We start from the raw sequence: 17992 nt of genomic DNA on the forward strand, positions 1-17992 counted from the left end.
TATTTTTTAATCCCCTGGTTCCCTACACCTGGGAGCTGGCCAGTGGAAAACAAAGTGATATAACCGGTTATTTCTGCATTTTTACAGAAGCTTTTTTCAAGGAAAAAATACGTGGAAATATTGGCGATCTGCCCATGTTTGTACCTGGTGGAAATCCTGCTTACTTTTTAAATGAAAGTCAGGATGCACAGGTAGCAGGCATTTTTGCCAAAATGTTTGAGGAAATCAATACCGATTACGTTTATAAATATGACCTCTTGCGGAATTATATTACCGAAGTAACCCATTTTGCTTTAAAAACGCAGCCATCAGAAGCTTTATTTAAACATACCGATGCCAATACGAGGATTACTTCGGTGTTTACAGAGTTGCTGGAGCGTCAGTTCCCGATCGAAACTACTACACAAAGATTGACCATGCGTTCGGCCAAAGATTATGCTGCACAACTTTCGGTACATGTAAACCACCTGAACAGGGCCATTAAGGAAACCACCGGAAAAACCACCACAAACTACATTACCGAACGTTTATTGACCGAAGCCAAAGCTTTACTGAAACATACCGACTGGAATATATCGGAAATAGGTTATTGTTTGGGCTTCGAGGAGCCGACCCATTTTAACAACTTTTTCAAAAAACAGACCAACTACACCCCTACTTCCTATCGAATTGTTTGAATTTCGTAATCATCAGTTTGATTCGCGTAATATGATATAGCTGTTCCTGCTGTAATTTTGTATCAAGAAAAAGAATAAAATTATGGGCATGAAAAAAGTTTGGTTTATTACCGGTGCTTCAAAAGGCTTAGGATTAAGTTTGGTAAATCAATTATTGAAAGCGGGTCAATCTGTAGCGGCCACTTCAAGAAATATTGATGAACTTAAAAAAGCCGTAAATGCTGATACGGGAAAATTCCTTCCACTGGCCGTTAACCTGGCCGACGAAAAAAGTGTGGAGGATGCAATTAAAGCGACCATTGCAAAATTCGAAAGAATTGATGTGGTGATCAATAATGCTGGCTACGGCATCGGGGGCAGCATCGAAGAATTAACCGATGCCGAAACACGCAATAGTTTTGATGTAAATGTTTTCGGAACATTAAATGTAATCAGAAAAGCTTCACCTTATTTACGGGCGCAACGTTCCGGTCATATCATCAATATTGCATCAATTGCAGGCATTGCCGGTGCAACTGGCTGGGCGGTTTATGCTGCAGCAAAATCGGCCGTTATTGCATTATCGGAAGTATCGGCCGAAGACCTTAAAGAATTCGGCGTAAAAGTAACAGTTGTTGCTCCTGGAGCTTTCAGAACAAGCTTTTTGACCGCCGATTCGTTAATATTGGCTGCCAATCCAATTGCAGAATATGAAGAAGTAAGGGCAATACACAGCAAATATTTAAAAATGGATGGTCAACAGATAGGAGATCCTGAAAAAGCGGCTGCCGCTATGATCTCTCTGGCAAGCATGCCACATCCACCGGTTCACTTACTACTGGGCAACGATGCTTTTCAAAGGGCTTCTGCCAAAATAGAATGCCTGGCGAAAGAGTTTAACAGCTGGAAAGCCATCACGATTTCGACGGATTTCGCAACTGATGAAACGCTAATAGCGAATTAGCAATCAAAAAGAGGTTGTATTATAAATATAGAATTGTCATCCTGAGCTTGTCGAAGGACCTGCGATAAAACTGTCTGAGGCGTTTCGACAGGCTCAACATGACAAATTTTAGAGAAACCAGTTTTATAATCCAACTTCATCAATTCATTTCATTCTAAAAAAACAATATCATGGAAAATCAAAAAGTTTGGTTTGTAACAGGTGCGTCCAAAGGTTTAGGACTAACCTTAGTAAAAACATTATTAAACAACGGCCTTAACGTTGCCGCAACATCAAGAAATTTAAACGATTTAATTAAAGCGGTTGGCGAACACGAAAACTTTTTACCGCTAAGCGTTGATTTAATCAACGAAAGCAGTGTAGAAGCTGCAGTTAGTCAAACCATCAGCAAATTCGGACAGATTGATGTAGTAGTTAACAATGCCGGTTATGGTATGGTTGGTGCACTGGAAGAATTAAGCGACAAAGAATCTCGAGAAAATTTCGATGTTAATGTTTTCGGATCGTTAAACGTGATCAGAAAAGTGCTCCCACAATTGAGGAAACAACAATCAGGTCATATTTTCAATATCTCTTCTATTGGTGGTTTTTCCGGTAACTTCCCTGGATTTGGTATTTACTGTGCTACAAAATTTGCAGTAGTTGGTTTTACCGAATCGTTGGCTGCAGAAGTAAAATCATTGGGCATAAAAGCAACTGTTGTTGAGCCTGGTTATTTCAGAACTGCATTTCTTACCGAAGGTTCGTTAGCTGTTCCAAGCACACCAATTGATGCATATAAAGAAGTACGCGAATCGCAGGCTGCACACCAAAACGATATCAATAACCAACAGCCAGGCGATCCGGCCAAAGCAGTTGAAGTAATTATCGAAGCTTCGAAAAGCGAAAACCCGCCGCTTCACTTATTCCTGGGTCCTGATGCTTACCAGGTAGCAGATGCAAAAATTGCCGATGTGCAAAGGGATATGGCCAACTGGAAGTTTTTGGCAACAGCAACCAATTTTGAAGAGGTTGGGGCATAATATCTAAGATGGCCGTCATTGCGAGAAGGCTTTTTCAGCTGACGAAGCAATCTTTTTTGTAAGAATCACTGGCAGGAAAGATTGCTTCGTCGTACCTCCTCGCAATGACGACCTTTCTTATTTATCCTACACTTTAAAATATCTCTTCCTAAACCATTGCGCCAGCTTAACCAGTGCAATTAATGTAGGTACCTCAACCAGCGGACCGATTACACCGGCAAAAGCCTGCCCTGAATGGATCCCAAATACACCAATGGCCACGGCAATTGCCAGTTCAAAATTATTGCCTGTAGCTGTAAAAGCAATAGCAGTACTTTTGCTATAATCGGCTCCAAAATGCCTGCCTGTAAAAAAACTGATCACAAACATTACAGTAAAATAGATTACCAAAGGCAGGGCAATCCGTAATACATCCATCGGAATCTGAACAATTAATGATCCTTTTAAACTAAACATTACCACAATGGTAAATAACAGGGCAATTAAGGTTATAGGCGAAACCATCGGAATAAAAGTTAAACGGAACCATTCTTCACCTTTCCATTTCATCAGTAGTTGCTGACTTAAAATACCCAGCAAAAAAGGAATCCCAAGATAAATCGAAACACTTTTTGCAATTTCCGCAATCGAAATATCTATCGTTAATCCCTTTAACCCGAATACCGGAAGCAAAACCGTAATAAAAAGATAGGCGAAAAGGCTGTAAAACAATACCTGAAAAATGCTATTCAGGGCAATTAAACCTGCTGCATATTCGCTGTTACCATCAGCAAGGTCATTCCAAACCACCACCATGGCAATGCACCGCGCCAAACCGATCATCATTAAGCCTACCATGTACTCAGGGTAATCACGTAAAAAGATAATTGCCAGAAAAAACATCAATAGCGGCCCGATTATCCAATTTAGAACGAGCGAAGCACTCAATACGCTGATATTTTTAAATACCCCACCTATTTTCCGGTAATCAACCTTTGCCAGGGGTGGATACATCATCAGGATCAGCCCGATGGCCAAGGGGATATTGGTACTTCCGCTGGAGAATGAATTGATCCATGCAGCGGAAGAAGGGAATAAAGATCCCAACCCCACTCCTAATAGCATGAATAAAAAAATCCAAAGGGTTAAATAGCGATCTAAAAAGCTTAGTTTTTTAGGTTTAGCAGCCGGTGCACAAACAATCGCCGACATTAACCTTTTAAATTTTCAGTTACAAAATTTTCCATATAGTCTTTTATCAATTCTCTTGTACTTCTGAACTGGGCCATAATTTCGGCCTCGGTTCCAATTGCTTTTGCCGGATCGGGAAAGTTGTGGTGTAATTTTATAGCTTTTGTTGGGAAATAAGGGCAACTCTCTTTTGCATGATCGCAAACCGTAATCACATAATCGAAAGGAACATCGAAATACTCCTCAATATTGTTCGATGTTTGACTCGAAATATCGATCCCATCCTCTGCCATTATTTGTATTGCCCTTGGGTTAACACCATGAACCTCAATCCCGGCACTATAAATTTTTGCATTATTTTGGGCAAAATATCTTAAGTAACCTTCTGCCAGCTGACTTCTGCAGCTATTTCCGGTGCAAAGCACCAATACATTTTTCATTTTAATAATTTTATTTTTAACAACAGCCACTTTCCGGGCTACAACTATTTTGATTTGTAGCCAGATTAACCAATGCTACCTTACTTTTTTCGGGTTGAGCGGGTGGACAACATTCTTCACTGGTTTCTGAAGTTCCACAACTTCCACCACGATCAATGGCTTTGCATTGCGTGGCATCTGGTGTTAAATTTATAACCAGGTTATCGCCATCGATTTTAAACTCGCCGGGATACATTTGCCTGGTATCAAATTCTGAATTACCGAATTCAATTTTCACAATTCCCTTGGTATTTAAAGCGATTTTGCTTTCTACCAGGTCAATAATGGATAATGCCTTTTTCACCTGCATAGCCCTGCCCTCCTCCGCTTCGGTTGGTTCCCATAGCTGCACAATAATTTCTGTCCAGGAATTCATCACACCACCGCAGTCAACCGAAGTAATCGGTGCCTGTTTAATTTCGGTGATGTGGTAATTGGCCTTTACCCATTTATTTTGGGCATATTGAAATTGTAAAATCAGCTCCGGATGTTGTTGAAGTTCAGCTTTAAAGCTGTTCCATTTGGTTGAAAATTCATTAATCATAATATTGCAATTTAACGATTGATTTGGATAAAAAATTTTAACAGCAGTTTTGTTCGCCTTTATAAGAGGCAAAGAAATTGCCCAGTTGATTTTGAAGTAATTTCCATGTTTTGGGTTCGATGCAATAACAAATGCTTACGCCTTCGATGGTTCCCTGTATGATACCCGCATTTTTAAGCTCTTTTAAATGTTGCGAAATGGTTGCCTGTGCCAACCCCAGTTCTTCAACCAGATCGCCACAGATGCAGGTATTTGATTTAAGAATACGCTGAAGAATGGCAATACGTGCAGGATGTGCCATTGCTTTTAGCAATGCCGCCATATGGTTTTGTTCTTCGGTGAAGATTTCTGTTCTGGTAAGTCCCATAATTTTATATCGCAATATTACGATAGATAATTTAGAAATCAAAATTTATTTTAATTAAAAGTTTCCATTAAAACAGATTATCTACAGAATTGTATAGTTTATTTACCATTAACGCATTTATAAATAAAAATTAAGCAAGTATTTATGTGGAAATTTTATGCCATACTCTCTGCCCTGTTTGCTGCTGCAACGGCCATTTTAGCTAAAGTGGGATTAAAAGGTGTTAATGGAAATATAGCAACGGCCATAAGAACCGTTGTGATCTTGTTTATTGCATGGGGCATTGTTTTAGCTAGTGGAGAAATTGCAGAGCTTAAAACTTTGAGTAAAAACAACCTGATATTTTTAGGTCTATCAGGCTTGGCAACGGGTTTATCGTGGATTTTCTATTTTAAAGCGCTCGAAACGGGCAGTGTTTCTAAAGTTGCCCCTATCGATAAATTAAGCGTAGCCATTGCAATGGGATTAGCCTTTTTGATTTTAAAAGAACCGATTGAAACAAAAACATTAATTGGTGGCGGACTGATTGTTGCAGGTAGTTTGGTTATTTTACTTTAAAGAATTGGTGTGTGTTTTTTAAAAAAAGACTCTCTAAAAAGATCGTCATCTCGACTGAAGCGCAGCGGAACGGAGAGATCTATCTCGAGACAGATTTCTCGGCTATGTTTCACTGCGCTCAAAATGACGGTAACTTTTAAGAATTATTTAAGTTAATTTCTCTGTCAATAATATTTGACTTTTATGTATTAAATTCGAAATGACGACATTCGGAAGATAAAAAAAAAACGTCGACTAAAAATAGCCGACGGTTTAATTTGTACAGGGATGAGAAAAATTATTTTTTAGGTTTTGAGCTCATGTAAAAAGTAAGCTTTCCACCGTTGGTGATATCTGCATGTTTGATTTTATGATCGGTAATTTCTTTTCCGTTCAATAAAACTTTTTCTACATATACATTTTTATCGCTTTGTTTAATGGCTTCAACAGTGAAAGTTTTGCCATTTTCCAGATTGATTACGGCATTGTTAATCAAAGGGCTACCTAATGAATATACATCAGAACCTGGTGCCACCGGATAAAATCCTAAAGAAGAAAACATGTACCAGGCACTCATTTGTCCGCAATCATCGTTTCCGCCCAAACCATCAGCTGTAGGTTTGTACTGCATATTTAAAATGTGGCGAACCTGTGCCTGTGTTTTCCAAGGCTGATCGGTCCAGTTGTAAAAATATACAATGTGGTGTGCCGGTTCGTTTCCATGAACATAACCACCGATAATACCTTCGCGGGTGATATCTTCGGTATGTGCAAAAAACTCATCAGGTAAATGCATGGTAAACAGGGTATCTAAGCGTGTTGCAAATTTCTTTTTGCCGCCCATCACTTCGATCAGCGAAGCCGGATCCTGTGGAACGAAGAAACTATAATTCCAGCTGTTTCCTTCAATAAAACCCTGTCCTTCTGTATCTTTCGGATCAAATTGCTTTTTAAAAGTTTCATCTGCCAGTTTCGGACGCATAAAACCCGAAGCACTATCATAGTTGTTTCTCCAGTTGTTAGAACGTTTAATAAATTCATCATAAACATCCATACGGTTTAATTTCTTGGCCAATTGCGCAATAGACCAGTCATCGTAAGAATATTCTAAGTTATTGGATACAGAAATGCCCGATTTTTCTGCAGGAATGTAACCTTTATCCATATAATAGCCGATGCCTTCGTAATCGCGGTGTTTAGCCGTTGCGATACAGGCATCCAATGCTTTATTCGGATCGCCAGTGTAAGTACCTTTGATAATCGCATCAGAAATAACCGAAACACTGTGGTAACCACTCATACACCAGTTATCGTTGGCATAGTGCGACCAGATTGGCAACATGTGCAAACTGCTCTGATCATAATGCGCCAACATCGATTTCACCATATCATTACTGCGTGCCGGTTGTGTAATATTGAAGAACGGATGTAAAGCACGGTAAGTATCCCAAAGTGAAAAAGTGGTGTAATTGGTAAAACCATCTGCTTTATGAATACCCTGATCTAAACCTTTGTACTCTCCGTTAACATCGGTATAGGTTGTTGGGTTGATATAGGCATGATACAAAGCGGTATAAAAGTTTATTTTATTATCGTTAGAAGTAGTTACCTGGATTTTATTCAACTCCTTATTCCAGGTGGCCTGCGCCTGCGCTTTTACTTTCTCGAAATCCCAGCCCGAAATTTCTGCCCGCATATTCTCTAATGCATTTTCCTGACTAACCGGCGATAAAGCAAATTTAATTTTGATCTTCTCTCCTTCCTGCGTATCAAAATCGAAGAACATTTTTAATTTTTTACCTGCAATTTCAGGAAAGTTCTGATCCTGGTTAAATTTACCCCAGAAACCTCTGTAAGCCTGCTTTGCATCATAGCTTTTACGTCCGTAGCTTTTAAAAGGTTTAGAAAAACTCATTGCAAAATAAACAGTCCTGGTGCGGGCCCAGCCGTAGGTTTGGCGGTAACCGGTAACCAAAGTATCATTTACCACACGAACGTAAGTCCAAACGGTTTTATCTTCGTAATTGTAGATACCTGCCATTAAATCGAGAATGATGTGCGATTGATCCGATTTAGGGAAAGTATATTGATGCATTCCTACCCTTGTTGTTGAAGTTAGTTCAGCGGTAATGTTATCATCATCCAGTTTTACTTTGTAGTAACCTGCTTCTGCAACCTCGTTAGCATGCGAATAGGCTGAACGGTAACCACCCTTAGGATTTGAAGCTACCCCCGGATTTAACTGCAGTTTGCCCTGTGTTGGCATGATCAGGAAATCGCCCAGATCAGAGTGGCCTGTACCGCTAAAATGTGTGTGACTAAAACCGGTGATGGTTTTATCCTCGTATTTGTAGCCTGCGCAATATTTATACACATCGCCATTATATTTACCGTTTACTTCGTAAGATAAAGTATCCGTTTCGGGGCTTAACTGCACCGCGCCGAAAGGAACGGTTGCACCAGGATAAGTATGCCCCATTTTTGAGGTGCCGATAATGGGTTTTACATACTGCACCAGGTTCTGCTGTGCCGATGCCATCATCGATGAAAGCAAAAGACAAGGCAGGATAACTTTTTTGATCATATCTTTTTAAAATTAGCTTGTTTTGTTGAAAATTCTAAGGTATAAATTTATCTTCAAATATGCATAAAACACCAGACTAAAACGTTTAAGTAAAACAAAAAATACATTCTGGATTTCTGAAGATACAATTTATGTGGGTATCAAACCTTGCAGGTTTTAAAATCCTGCGAGGTTTAGTCCTAAAATATTGACCACATAAGCTGCCTTAGTGCACCAAAGTCGTAAATCCAAGCAATTTGGCAACCGCTTTTTACAAGTAACTGACTTCCTTTAAATAATTTCAGCTAAATAAACCTTATTTTTGCAACCTTATATTTTTAAGATGAGTAAACACGGTAGAATTCTGGTTGCCATGAGTGGCGGGGTTGATAGTTCGGTAGCGGCTGTAATGTTGCATGAGCAGGGTTATGAGGTAATTGGCTTAACCATGAAGACCTGGGATTATGCCAGCTCTGGCGGTAGCAGTAAGGAAACCGGCTGTTGCTCGCTGGATAGCATTAACGATGCACGTACCCTTGCGGTAAACTATGGTTTTCCGCATTATATTTTGGATATACGCGATGAATTTGGTGACTATGTAATCGATAATTTTGTTGATGAATATCTGGCCGGAAGAACGCCAAACCCATGTGTTTTGTGCAATACGCACATTAAATGGGAAGCACTTTTAAAACGTGCCAATAAACTGGATTGCGAATTTATTGCCACCGGGCATTATGCCAACATCCGTCAACAAGATAGCGGCCGTTACGTAATTTCGAAAGGAAAAGACGAAAACAAAGACCAGTCTTATGTACTGTGGGGCGTTTCGCAAGAAAATCTTTCACGTACCAAATTCCCGCTGGGCAGTTTTGCCAAATCGGAGATCAGACAAATGGCTTTGGATATGGGACAGGAAGAACTTGCAAAAAAATCGGAGAGCTACGAAATCTGTTTCGTACCAGATAATGATTACAGGGCTTTCTTAAAACATAAAGTAGAAGATTTAGAAGAAAGAGTTGCTGGTGGAAATTTCATTTTAAGCAATGGAATGGTCGTTGGACAGCATAAAGGGTATCCTTTTTACACCATCGGGCAACGTAAAGGTTTGGGCGTAGCATTCGGCGAGCCGATGTTCGTAACCCAGATCCTGCCAGAAAGCAATACGGTGGTTTTAGGCAGAGCTGATGAACTGGAACGTAAAGAAGCCATGGTGCGCAACTTAAACCTGGTTAAATATGCGAGCATTGAAGAACCAATGAATGATGTAATTACAAAAATCCGTTATAAAGATGCGGGTATGTTAAGTACAATTGTTCAGGAGAAAGATAAAATGCGTGTGGTGTTCGATCATAATGTTTCGGCAATTGCACCAGGCCAATCAGCTGTATTTTACGAAGGAAATGATTTATTGGGCGGCGGATTTTTGATTTAAGAAAATCTCTACCTGCAATTTAAATAGCGATTATCATACTGTTCTGATTTTAACATCGGAATCAGCATCTTAATAATAGCTTACCATATAACGATCGTCATCTCGACCGAAACGCAGTGGAGTGGAGAGATCTATCTCTAGACAGATTTAGCTTTGCTGAGCACTGCGTGGTTCTCGACTGCGTTGCACTCCGCTCGAAATGACGGTGCTTTTTGACGGTGTAAGCATTAACTATTCCGTCATTAAAATTGATCTTGATGTAATAAATTCAAACTCGAAATGACAGCATGGGTAGGGCTACCGCCAACAAAAAGGACTTTGCAAGTTAACTACTCAACCCCCTTAAAAACATTAATAGCAGCTGTTTTCCATTGAATGTAACCTAAATTGCCACAAATCTGGGTTACAAAGCCTTCAACCTCTTCGGGAACATCGTTAACCACGCGCCACCTGATTTTATATTTTGGGTTATAACTTACATAAACCACCACATCATCGCTGCGCTGCCCGATAGCATTTAAATGTTGTAGGTGAATATCCTGCAGATCTGCCGCAGCAATCCGCAATCTTTCATTCATAATTTTGCCCAATGAAGCATCCGGTCTGAAATCGGTTTCGAATATCGGTAAAACTGTAACGGTCATAGAAAAAATATATTAGCCAACAAACGCGGCAAATAGCCTTTTGTTTAAAATAATCATATTTAACATGTTAGCTTATCCTGCTCTTATCACTAAACATGTTATGGTATCTTCAAAACAAATATACTAAAAATATTAGCAAATAAAACAATTAACATATTTTTTTTTAGTAAAATTAAAAATGATATAAAAGCATGGTATGAAATTCTTGGAGGTTAATAACTACAACATTGTGCATAACTACTTTAAACATCTGATAAAGAGCCCCGTTATTAATATTATAAAAGTAGAGCTTATGAAAAAGTGCATCTATGTAGTGGAAGATAACCCAAATATCAGGGAGATTATCGAATTCCTATTGATCGAAGAACTTTACGAAGTAAGAACCTGTAAGAATACCAACGATTTTTGGCTTCAGATGAATAAACAGGTACCGGACATGGTAATTTTAGACATTATGCTGCCCGATGGAAATGGACTGGATATCTGCAACACTTTAAAGCGAAACATCAAAACACACAATATTCCTGTAATGATGATGTCGGCAAATAACCACTTAAATGCGGTTAAAGCAAAATGTGATGCGGAGGATTTCATCAATAAACCCTTTGATCTGAATGATTTTGCAAGCAGGGTTGAGAAGTATTTAGCAGCTTAGTTTAGTCCAAAGTCATTAGTCCAAAGTCTTTAGTCGATTTGCGCAATCAACCAATTACCAATGAACTAATGACTAATGAACTAGTTAACCTAAAAAGCTATACTTTCGATTGCTTTATCTAAAGCTATATCTTTAAGATCAGGCACGTTTAAACCCTCTGCCCTGTAAACGGTAATATCAGTCATGCCCAGAAAGCCCAATACAGATCTTAAATAAGATTCGGTAAAATCATAGGCTTTCATTGGTCCATCCGAATACACGCCGCCAGATGAAATGGCGATATAAACTTTTTTGTTTTTGATCAAACCTTCCGGACCTTTTTCAGAGTAGCTAAATGTTTTACCGGCACGTGCGATATGATCGATCCATGCTTTTAATGAAGAGTGGATCCCGAAGTTGTACATCGGCGCACCGATAACGATCACATCTGCATCATTAAGTTCGGCAATGGCGCTGTTAGAGTTTTTTATCGCTTCTGCAAATTCTGGTGTATGGCTTTCTTCCGGCGTAAAGAAAGAGTTGATGTGTACCTCTTCCAAATGTGGAAATGGAGTTTCGACCAGATTATGCGTGGTTAAAGTGCTGCCTGGATTTGCAGCCTGTAATTTTTCCACTATGGCATTTCCCAGTTTGATACTGAAAGATGCTCCGCCCCTTGGGCTTGATATAAGATGTAATATTTTCATGTTTTTTTTGCCTTTTTGTGCCCAGCAAAATTATGGATACGAAGTATCAAAAAGCTATCACTATACCAAAGGATAGCGCTATCCTTTAGCATAGCAGCTATGTTTTCACAAGAAAAAGGGAAGCGATTCCTGCTAGGACGCTCCCCTTTTCAAACTATCTTACATTAGGAATAAAGTTGTGCAATAATCTCAACCTTAAGCCTTATGCCCTAAACCTTACACCTTTATTTAAGAGGTTCAATTACCGCAACAAAACCACCGTCTTTTACCATATTGATATCGATCGTTTCACCGGCTTTAATCGGTTTTACAATACGTTTAAAATCCATGGCCTGAAAATCGGCGTTAATACCATCTTTAATTAAGGTAATCTGATAATTGGTATTGGTTTTTAAGAAACCGGTTTCAATTTTAAGATCATGTTTTTGATCATTGCCCATTGCACCGATAAACCATTTTTCACCTTTACGCTTGGCTGTAATAATATATTCGCCCACACTTGCATCCAAAATTCTGGTTTCATCCCAGGTTACCGGCACACTGGTAATAAAAGAGGTAGTTTCAGGCTCACGTAAATAATTGAATGGATTATCTGCCAGCATCTGAAAACCGCTTTCGAACACGATATACATGGCCAATTGATGTGCCCTTGTACCAATGCTCATGGTATTTACCCAGCTTGGTTTATAATCCTGTTTGTGTGCAGAGCGCATTGCCCCTGGCGTATAATCCATAGGCCCAACCGCATTGCGGAGAAAAGGCAAAAATAAATTATTGTTCGGCGTAGCCAATCCGCCACCGATATTCTGTTCCATTCCGATCACCCCCTCGTAAGAAAGCACATTCGGATAAGCAACTTCCAATCCGGCCGGTTTAAATGCGCCATGAAAATCGACTAAAATATGGTGTTTGGCGGCCTCTTTTGCCACACGTGTATAATAGTTTACCATCCACTGGTCGCTCCTATCCATAAAATCGATTTTTACACCGGCAATGCCCCATTTTTCGAGCGTTTCGAAAATATTGAAGTTATTTTCTACTGCCAGCCAGGTAAACCACAGCACAATCTTTACATTTTTCTGCTTACCATAGGCAATCAGTTCGTTAAGGTTGATGGTAGGATTAGGCTCAAAAGGATTTAAGGTCGTTTTTGCCCAGCCTTCGTCCATGATGATATAGGGAATACCAAATTTTGAAGCAAAATCGATATAATATTTATAGGTATCCTGGTTATAGCCCGATTTAAAATCAACACCATAAACATAGGCATTATGCCACCATTCCCAGGTAACCTGACCGGGCTTTATCCATTTGGTATCCTGCAACTGGTTTGGCGTGCTTAATTTATACACCATTTGGTTGGCCGCCAACTGGGTATCTTTATCGGTAATCACCAAAAAACGCCATGGGAAAGATCTTTTTCCGGTTGTTTTGGCAATATAATCGGCTTCTTTCAGAATTTTCTTGCTCCTGTCGCCATCCTCTCCAAATGCCAAAGGCACTTTCGGAAAAACAGCGTCAACGGTTTTATCATCAACGGCCTTTACAAATAAACAGGGATAATCATAAAGATCAGCTTCCGATAATAAGGCTTTATACTTGCCCGTATTAAATAAGATCGGCAAAACACTCATTTTATTTTTATCTACTTTGCCGAGTTCGTTCTGGCGGTAAAGAATTTCGTAAGAGGTTTTAAAACCACCGGTTTCTAAATAAGCTGTTTTAACATCATCGTTAAAATTAAGATGGACATCTTCGCTGTTTACCGTAACCGAATCTTTTTTATCGGTGATGAAACGGTAGGCAATCCCATCGTTATAGGCACGGAACTCGACACTGAAATCGCCTTTAAAATCAAGCCGCAGCAGGTTATAGTGATTTATTACCGTACTATTTTTAAGTGGAATTACCGGATTTGAGCTGGTATTGACTGTCGATAATGTCTTTTTGATCAATTTGGCATTGGCGCCGAGTTTGGTCTGACTGAGATTCAACTGAAGATACGAATTGGTCAAAAAAGGATCGCCATTAAAGCTAACCGAATAACCAATCCTGTCTTTAATATTTACAGATACTTTGATGCGCTTATCGGGCGACAACAGTTCTATGGGTGCACTAAAGAGCTTTACCGTGCACAACAGCAATAAAATGAATAATGATAATGGTTTTTTCATACTTGATTAGGTTTTTTTGTGTGTTAAACGAAATACATAAATCGTTTTAGTTATTTAAAGTTAAAAACTGTTCCTGAATTGGCAACATTTTTATAGATGAATGTTTTAACAACTTTGGGGTGTTAAGATTCTGGACTTCTACTAAACTTAACCTGTTCTCAACCTGTTTAATTTATAAAAAGGACATATCATGGAAAATTTAGAAAACAATCAACCAGAAGAAGAAATCCAGAATATCGAACAGTTTCAGATCGACCGTTCGAATGGAAATGCAGCTGAAGGACACGCTTCTTCAGTATCAGAAAATGATGAATATATCGAAAACGAAGTGCAGTTTGCCGATGGAGAAGGTACTCGATTGAATGAAGAAATTGAAGGCCCCGGGGATGAAGAAGATGATAACGAAGAAGAAACCGACGATTACAATGAATCGGACATTGAGGAGTTAGACAAAGACCCCAATGCTTATGATGAAGACGATAGCGAGATGTTATAAAAATTAAATTAAGATTTGCCAGGTTGATGATCAGCCTGGCATTTTTTATCTAAATAATGATGATCCGCAATATTTACAGAACAAAGCATCACTATCATGCCCTTCCCTGCTGCAGCTTGGGCATGATTCGGGTAATTCTTTTTTCTGCCGTGTAGCAACCGCAATATCATGGGTAATAATTCCGGTGGGTACGGCAATAATGGCATAACCGATCAGCATCACCACCGAAGCCACGAATTTGCCTAACGGTGTAATGGGCGAAATATCGCCATAGCCCACCGTTGTTATGGTTACAATGGCCCAATAAATACTTTCGGGGATATTAGAGAAACCATTTTCACGTTTTTCTACCAGATACATAATAGAGCCAAGAATTACCGTAATGGTTAAAACCGTTAACAGGAATATGCTGATTTTACGAACGCTGTTTTTTAAGGCTGTGGTCAAAAAATTTATTTCCGTTAAAAAATGTCCGAGTTTAAAAATCCTGAAAACCCGCAGCAACCTTAAAGCCCTGAAAACCAAAAGCGATTGTGCGCCTATAAAAAAGATACTTAAATAAGATGGCAATAAGGCCACCAGATCGATAATCCCCAGTGGACTGAACACATATTTTATCGGTTTACGGATGCTCACCAATCTTAAAATATATTCGACCGTAAATAAGGCAGCAAAAATCCACTCAGTTATATTGAAAAGCTTACCGTATTTTAAGTGGATACTCTCTACACTATCGAGCATTACCACAATAATACTCGAAAAAATAGCAATCAACAAGCCAACATCAAAAGCTTTGCCTGCCGGAGTATTCGATTCATAAATTAGCTCGTGCAGTTTAAACCGCCAATCTTTTGGTTCATCTGATCTCATCGCGTTATATTTAGGTTAAAGGTAAACATTAACCATTTACCACTTCGCCACCATTTACATGTATTACCTGTCCGGTAATAAAGGATGCATCATCAGAAGCCAGGAAAACATAGGCAGGTCCCAATTCGGAAGGTTGCCCAGCTCTTTCCATTGCAGTTTCGGATCCGAATGATTTAATCTTTTTTTCATCAAAAGTAGATACGATTAAGGGGGTCCATACCGGTCCTGGAGCTACTGCATTTACACGGATACCTGTTTTAGCCAGATTTGTGGCCAGTGAACGCGTAAAAGAGGTAATTGCTCCCTTGGTTGATGAATAATCGATGAGGTTGGGCGACGAACGGTATGCGGTTACAGAAGTGGTATTGATAATGCTATCGCCAGGATTAAAATACGCTAAAACTTCATGCGCAAAGTAAAAATAACCAAATATATTGGTGCGAAAAGTATCTTCCAGCTGCTTGTTGTCAATTGCCTTTGGATCTTTCTGCGGAACCTGCATCCCTGCATTATTAACCAGAACATTGATTTTTCCGAACTTTTTAACTGTTGATTCTACTGCCTTTTTGCAAAATGTAGGTTTTTTTACATCACCTTTAATCAATAAACACTTTTTTCCTTCAGCTTCAACCATTTTTTGGGTTTCTTTTGCATCAATATCCTCATCTAAGTACACAATCGCTATATCTGCTCCTTCCCTAGCAAAATGTACCGCTACAGAACGGCCAATCCCACTATCCCCGCCGGTAATCAATGCCACTTTTCCATTCAGTTTTCCCGCCCCTTTATAATCTTTTTTGATTACTTCGGGTTTGGGATCCATTTTCGCTTCTATCCCTGGTTGACGTTTTTGTTTGGCTGGTATTTTTTGAGTTTTCATGGCCTCAGCTTTATCAGGTTAAAATTTTGTTATCATCCATTTAACAAAAATTTCGATGTCAAAGTTTTTATAAGCTCAAATCACCGGCAATATTCTAAAACCAATTTAACTTAATATTTTGCTCATATCCCAACATTTTCGAAGCACATAGCTCACTAAATTAGCACTTTATCCTAACCAAAATAACCACAAATGAGAAAACTAATTTTATCGGCACTGCTGATGTTGTGTTTAACTTTTCAGGGTTTTGCACAAAAACGACTCGGTAACGAAACCGCAGCACAAAAAACAAAACGCATGGAATGGTGGACAGATGCCCGTTTCGGGATGTTTATCCACTGGGGGCTTTATGCTTTACCTGCGCGCCACGAATGGGTAAGAAATGTTGAGCGCATTACCAACGAAAATTACCAGAAATATTTCGATCAGTTTAATCCCGATCTTTTTAACCCGAAACAATGGGCAAAAGAAGCAAAAGCTGCAGGCATGAAATATGCGGTATTAACCACCAAACACCACGAAGGTTTTACCTTATTCGATAGTAAGTACACCGATTATAAAGCTACCAATACACAGGCAAAGAGAGATCTGGTAAAAGAATTTCTGGATGCTTTCCGTGCCGAAGGTATAAAAGTTGGCTTTTATTATTCACTGATCGATTGGCACCATCCCGATTTCCCTGTAGACCAATACCATCCTTTAAGGCCACAGCCCGAAACTGACGAAGCTTACGCCGCATTGAACAAAAACAGGGATATGGCCAAATACCGTAAATACCTTTACAACCAGGTTACAGAACTGCTTACCAAATATGGTAAGATCGATATCCTTTGGGCCGATTTCTCTTATCCGGGCAAACATGGAAAAGGCCGTAACGATTGGGGATCGGTAGAATTGCTAAAACAGATCCGAAAATTACAACCTGGCATTATTGTAGATAACCGCCTTGACCTGAACGATTACGAAGACGGCACTGATTTTGAAACCCCAGAACAGGTTGGTCCGAAAGAACTCGAAAAATACCGCGGCAAAGTATGGGAAACCTGCCAAACCTTTTCCGGATCGTGGGGCTACCACCGTGATGAAAACACCTGGAAAACTAACCGGAAATTATTGGATCTATTGATCACCTCTGTAGCCAATGGAGGTAATTTATTATTGAATGTTGGCCCAACGGCACGCGGCGAATTTGATAACCGCGCCAACACCGCCCTGGATAGTTTAGCCCTTTGGATGCACGCCAATTCTAAATCTATTTATCACTGTACTTTCGCGCCTGCAGAATTTAAAACATCCGAAAACATCAGGCTCACTTATAATAAAGACGCAAAGAAACTTTATGTGCACCTGTTCGAATACCCGAATACCGGTTCTATTACCTTAGAGGGTTATAAAGACAAAACAAAATATGCCCAGTTCTTACATGATAATTCGGAAGTACAGATCGATACCGAAAAATCAACCGGCAATACACTGGTCTTAAAATTACCTAAGAAAAAACCGGATTTCGAGGTTCCGGTGATTGAACTAACGTTGAATTAATCTACCTATATTAATCAGCTAGCCTGCAAGTTAAATCTTGCAGGCTTTTTTTGTGTAAAATAGTTACCATTGTCTTTCCAAGATAGATCTCCCCACTCCGCGATGCTTCGGTCGAGATGACGAAGTTTTTTACTGAACTTAGTTTGACAATCTTTTTCCATTATGCCTGTAAGATTGTCAAAGTTTTGATAACCATTTAAGCGGTAGATTGCTCCTACTGGACATGACTCTGAACTTGTTTCAGGGTCTTTCGCGCAAGAACAAAAATTGGAGGTTATTTTCTCTGGATGGATCCTGAAACAAGTTCA

The 17992-nt window shown here is 39.4% G+C and carries 18 protein-coding genes; 8 read left to right on the top strand and 10 right to left on the bottom strand.

The features are described 5' to 3' along the window. The 3 genes from B2V92_RS23935 to B2V92_RS23945 form a co-directional block, all read left to right on the top strand. A partial coding sequence (locus B2V92_RS23935) for a helix-turn-helix domain-containing protein (RefSeq protein WP_293312854.1) occupies positions 1-677 on the top strand: 677 nt, incomplete at its 5' end. A gap of 88 nt (positions 678-765) precedes the next feature. Beyond that, complete coding sequence (locus B2V92_RS23940) at positions 766-1620, top strand: SDR family NAD(P)-dependent oxidoreductase (RefSeq protein WP_349681447.1); 855 nt, start codon at positions 766-768, stop codon at positions 1618-1620. Between the two features lie 170 nt (positions 1621-1790). Continuing rightward, positions 1791-2642, top strand: coding sequence for an SDR family oxidoreductase (locus tag B2V92_RS23945; RefSeq protein ID WP_293312858.1), 852 nt, complete (start codon positions 1791-1793; stop codon positions 2640-2642). A 126-nt stretch (positions 2643-2768) separates the two neighbouring features. On the opposite strand, the gene arsB is transcribed toward B2V92_RS23945, so the two are convergent. From arsB to B2V92_RS23965, 4 genes are read right to left on the bottom strand one after another with little or no spacing between them, the layout of a single operon-like run. Next, positions 2769-3833 (bottom strand): ACR3 family arsenite efflux transporter, encoded by a 1065-nt coding sequence (gene arsB / locus B2V92_RS23950; protein WP_293312860.1) that lies wholly within the window; start codon positions 3831-3833, stop codon positions 2769-2771. Next, on the bottom strand, positions 3833-4252 hold the full coding sequence (locus tag B2V92_RS23955) for an arsenate reductase ArsC (RefSeq protein WP_293312862.1): 420 nt from the start codon (positions 4250-4252) through the stop codon (positions 3833-3835). Before B2V92_RS23955 ends, arsB begins: the two co-directional genes overlap by 1 nt. A 16-nt stretch (positions 4253-4268) precedes the next feature. After that, on the bottom strand, positions 4269-4835 hold the full coding sequence (locus B2V92_RS23960) for a DUF6428 family protein (protein ID WP_293312863.1): 567 nt from the start codon (positions 4833-4835) through the stop codon (positions 4269-4271). A gap of 37 nt (positions 4836-4872) precedes the next feature. Beyond that, a complete protein-coding gene (locus B2V92_RS23965) occupies positions 4873-5202 on the bottom strand; it encodes an ArsR/SmtB family transcription factor (protein WP_293312865.1) in 330 nt (109 codons plus the stop codon). 144 nt (positions 5203-5346) lie between these two features. Here B2V92_RS23965 and B2V92_RS23970 point away from each other — a divergent pair, with 144 nt between their 5' ends. Next, positions 5347-5760, top strand: coding sequence for an EamA family transporter (locus tag B2V92_RS23970; protein ID WP_293312867.1), 414 nt, complete (start codon positions 5347-5349; stop codon positions 5758-5760). A 277-nt stretch (positions 5761-6037) separates the two neighbouring features. Here the strand turns inward: B2V92_RS23970 and B2V92_RS23975 are convergent, their stop codons facing one another. After that, positions 6038-8323, bottom strand: coding sequence for a GH92 family glycosyl hydrolase (locus tag B2V92_RS23975; RefSeq protein ID WP_293312868.1), 2286 nt, complete (start codon positions 8321-8323; stop codon positions 6038-6040). Between the two features lie 322 nt (positions 8324-8645). Between B2V92_RS23975 and mnmA the strand changes: the two genes are divergently transcribed. Further along, the gene (gene mnmA / locus B2V92_RS23980; protein ID WP_293312870.1) at positions 8646-9737 is read left to right on the top strand and encodes a tRNA 2-thiouridine(34) synthase MnmA; all 1092 of its coding nucleotides are present in this window, start codon (positions 8646-8648) and stop codon (positions 9735-9737) included. Positions 9738-10066: 329 nt separating this feature from the next. Here the strand turns inward: mnmA and B2V92_RS23985 are convergent, their stop codons facing one another. Next, positions 10067-10381 carry a hypothetical protein gene (locus tag B2V92_RS23985; protein ID WP_293312872.1) on the bottom strand — a complete coding sequence of 105 codons (315 nt, stop codon included), beginning with the start codon at positions 10379-10381 and terminating at the stop codon, positions 10067-10069. A gap of 292 nt (positions 10382-10673) precedes the next feature. On the opposite strand from B2V92_RS23985, the gene B2V92_RS23990 reads away from it, so the two are divergent. Beyond that, positions 10674-11036, top strand: a complete 363-nt coding sequence (locus B2V92_RS23990; protein ID WP_293312874.1) for a response regulator transcription factor — start codon at positions 10674-10676, stop codon at positions 11034-11036. Between the two features lie 89 nt (positions 11037-11125). On the opposite strand, the gene B2V92_RS23995 is transcribed toward B2V92_RS23990, so the two are convergent. Next, a complete protein-coding gene (locus B2V92_RS23995; RefSeq protein ID WP_293312876.1) occupies positions 11126-11722 on the bottom strand; it encodes an FMN-dependent NADH-azoreductase in 597 nt (198 codons plus the stop codon). 224 nt (positions 11723-11946) lie between these two features. Next, a complete protein-coding gene (locus tag B2V92_RS24000) occupies positions 11947-13896 on the bottom strand; it encodes a glycoside hydrolase family 97 protein (protein WP_293312878.1) in 1950 nt (649 codons plus the stop codon). A gap of 190 nt (positions 13897-14086) precedes the next feature. Between B2V92_RS24000 and B2V92_RS24005 the strand changes: the two genes are divergently transcribed. Next, positions 14087-14392 carry a hypothetical protein gene (locus B2V92_RS24005; protein WP_293312880.1) on the top strand — a complete coding sequence of 102 codons (306 nt, stop codon included), beginning with the start codon at positions 14087-14089 and terminating at the stop codon, positions 14390-14392. Positions 14393-14437: 45 nt separating this feature from the next. Here B2V92_RS24005 and B2V92_RS24010 read toward each other — a convergent pair whose 3' ends face one another. Continuing rightward, positions 14438-15262, bottom strand: a complete 825-nt coding sequence (locus B2V92_RS24010; RefSeq protein ID WP_293312882.1) for an ion transporter — start codon at positions 15260-15262, stop codon at positions 14438-14440. Between the two features lie 28 nt (positions 15263-15290). Then, a complete protein-coding gene (locus B2V92_RS24015) occupies positions 15291-16142 on the bottom strand; it encodes an SDR family oxidoreductase (RefSeq protein WP_293312884.1) in 852 nt (283 codons plus the stop codon). 192 nt (positions 16143-16334) lie between these two features. Between B2V92_RS24015 and B2V92_RS24020 the strand changes: the two genes are divergently transcribed. Beyond that, positions 16335-17684 carry an alpha-L-fucosidase gene (locus tag B2V92_RS24020; RefSeq protein WP_293312886.1) on the top strand — a complete coding sequence of 450 codons (1350 nt, stop codon included), beginning with the start codon at positions 16335-16337 and terminating at the stop codon, positions 17682-17684. The last annotated feature ends 308 nt before the right edge of the window (positions 17685-17992 follow it).

The organism is Pedobacter sp. UBA5917, from assembly GCF_002432345.1.
Lineage (GTDB): Bacteria > Bacteroidota > Bacteroidia > Sphingobacteriales > Sphingobacteriaceae > Pedobacter.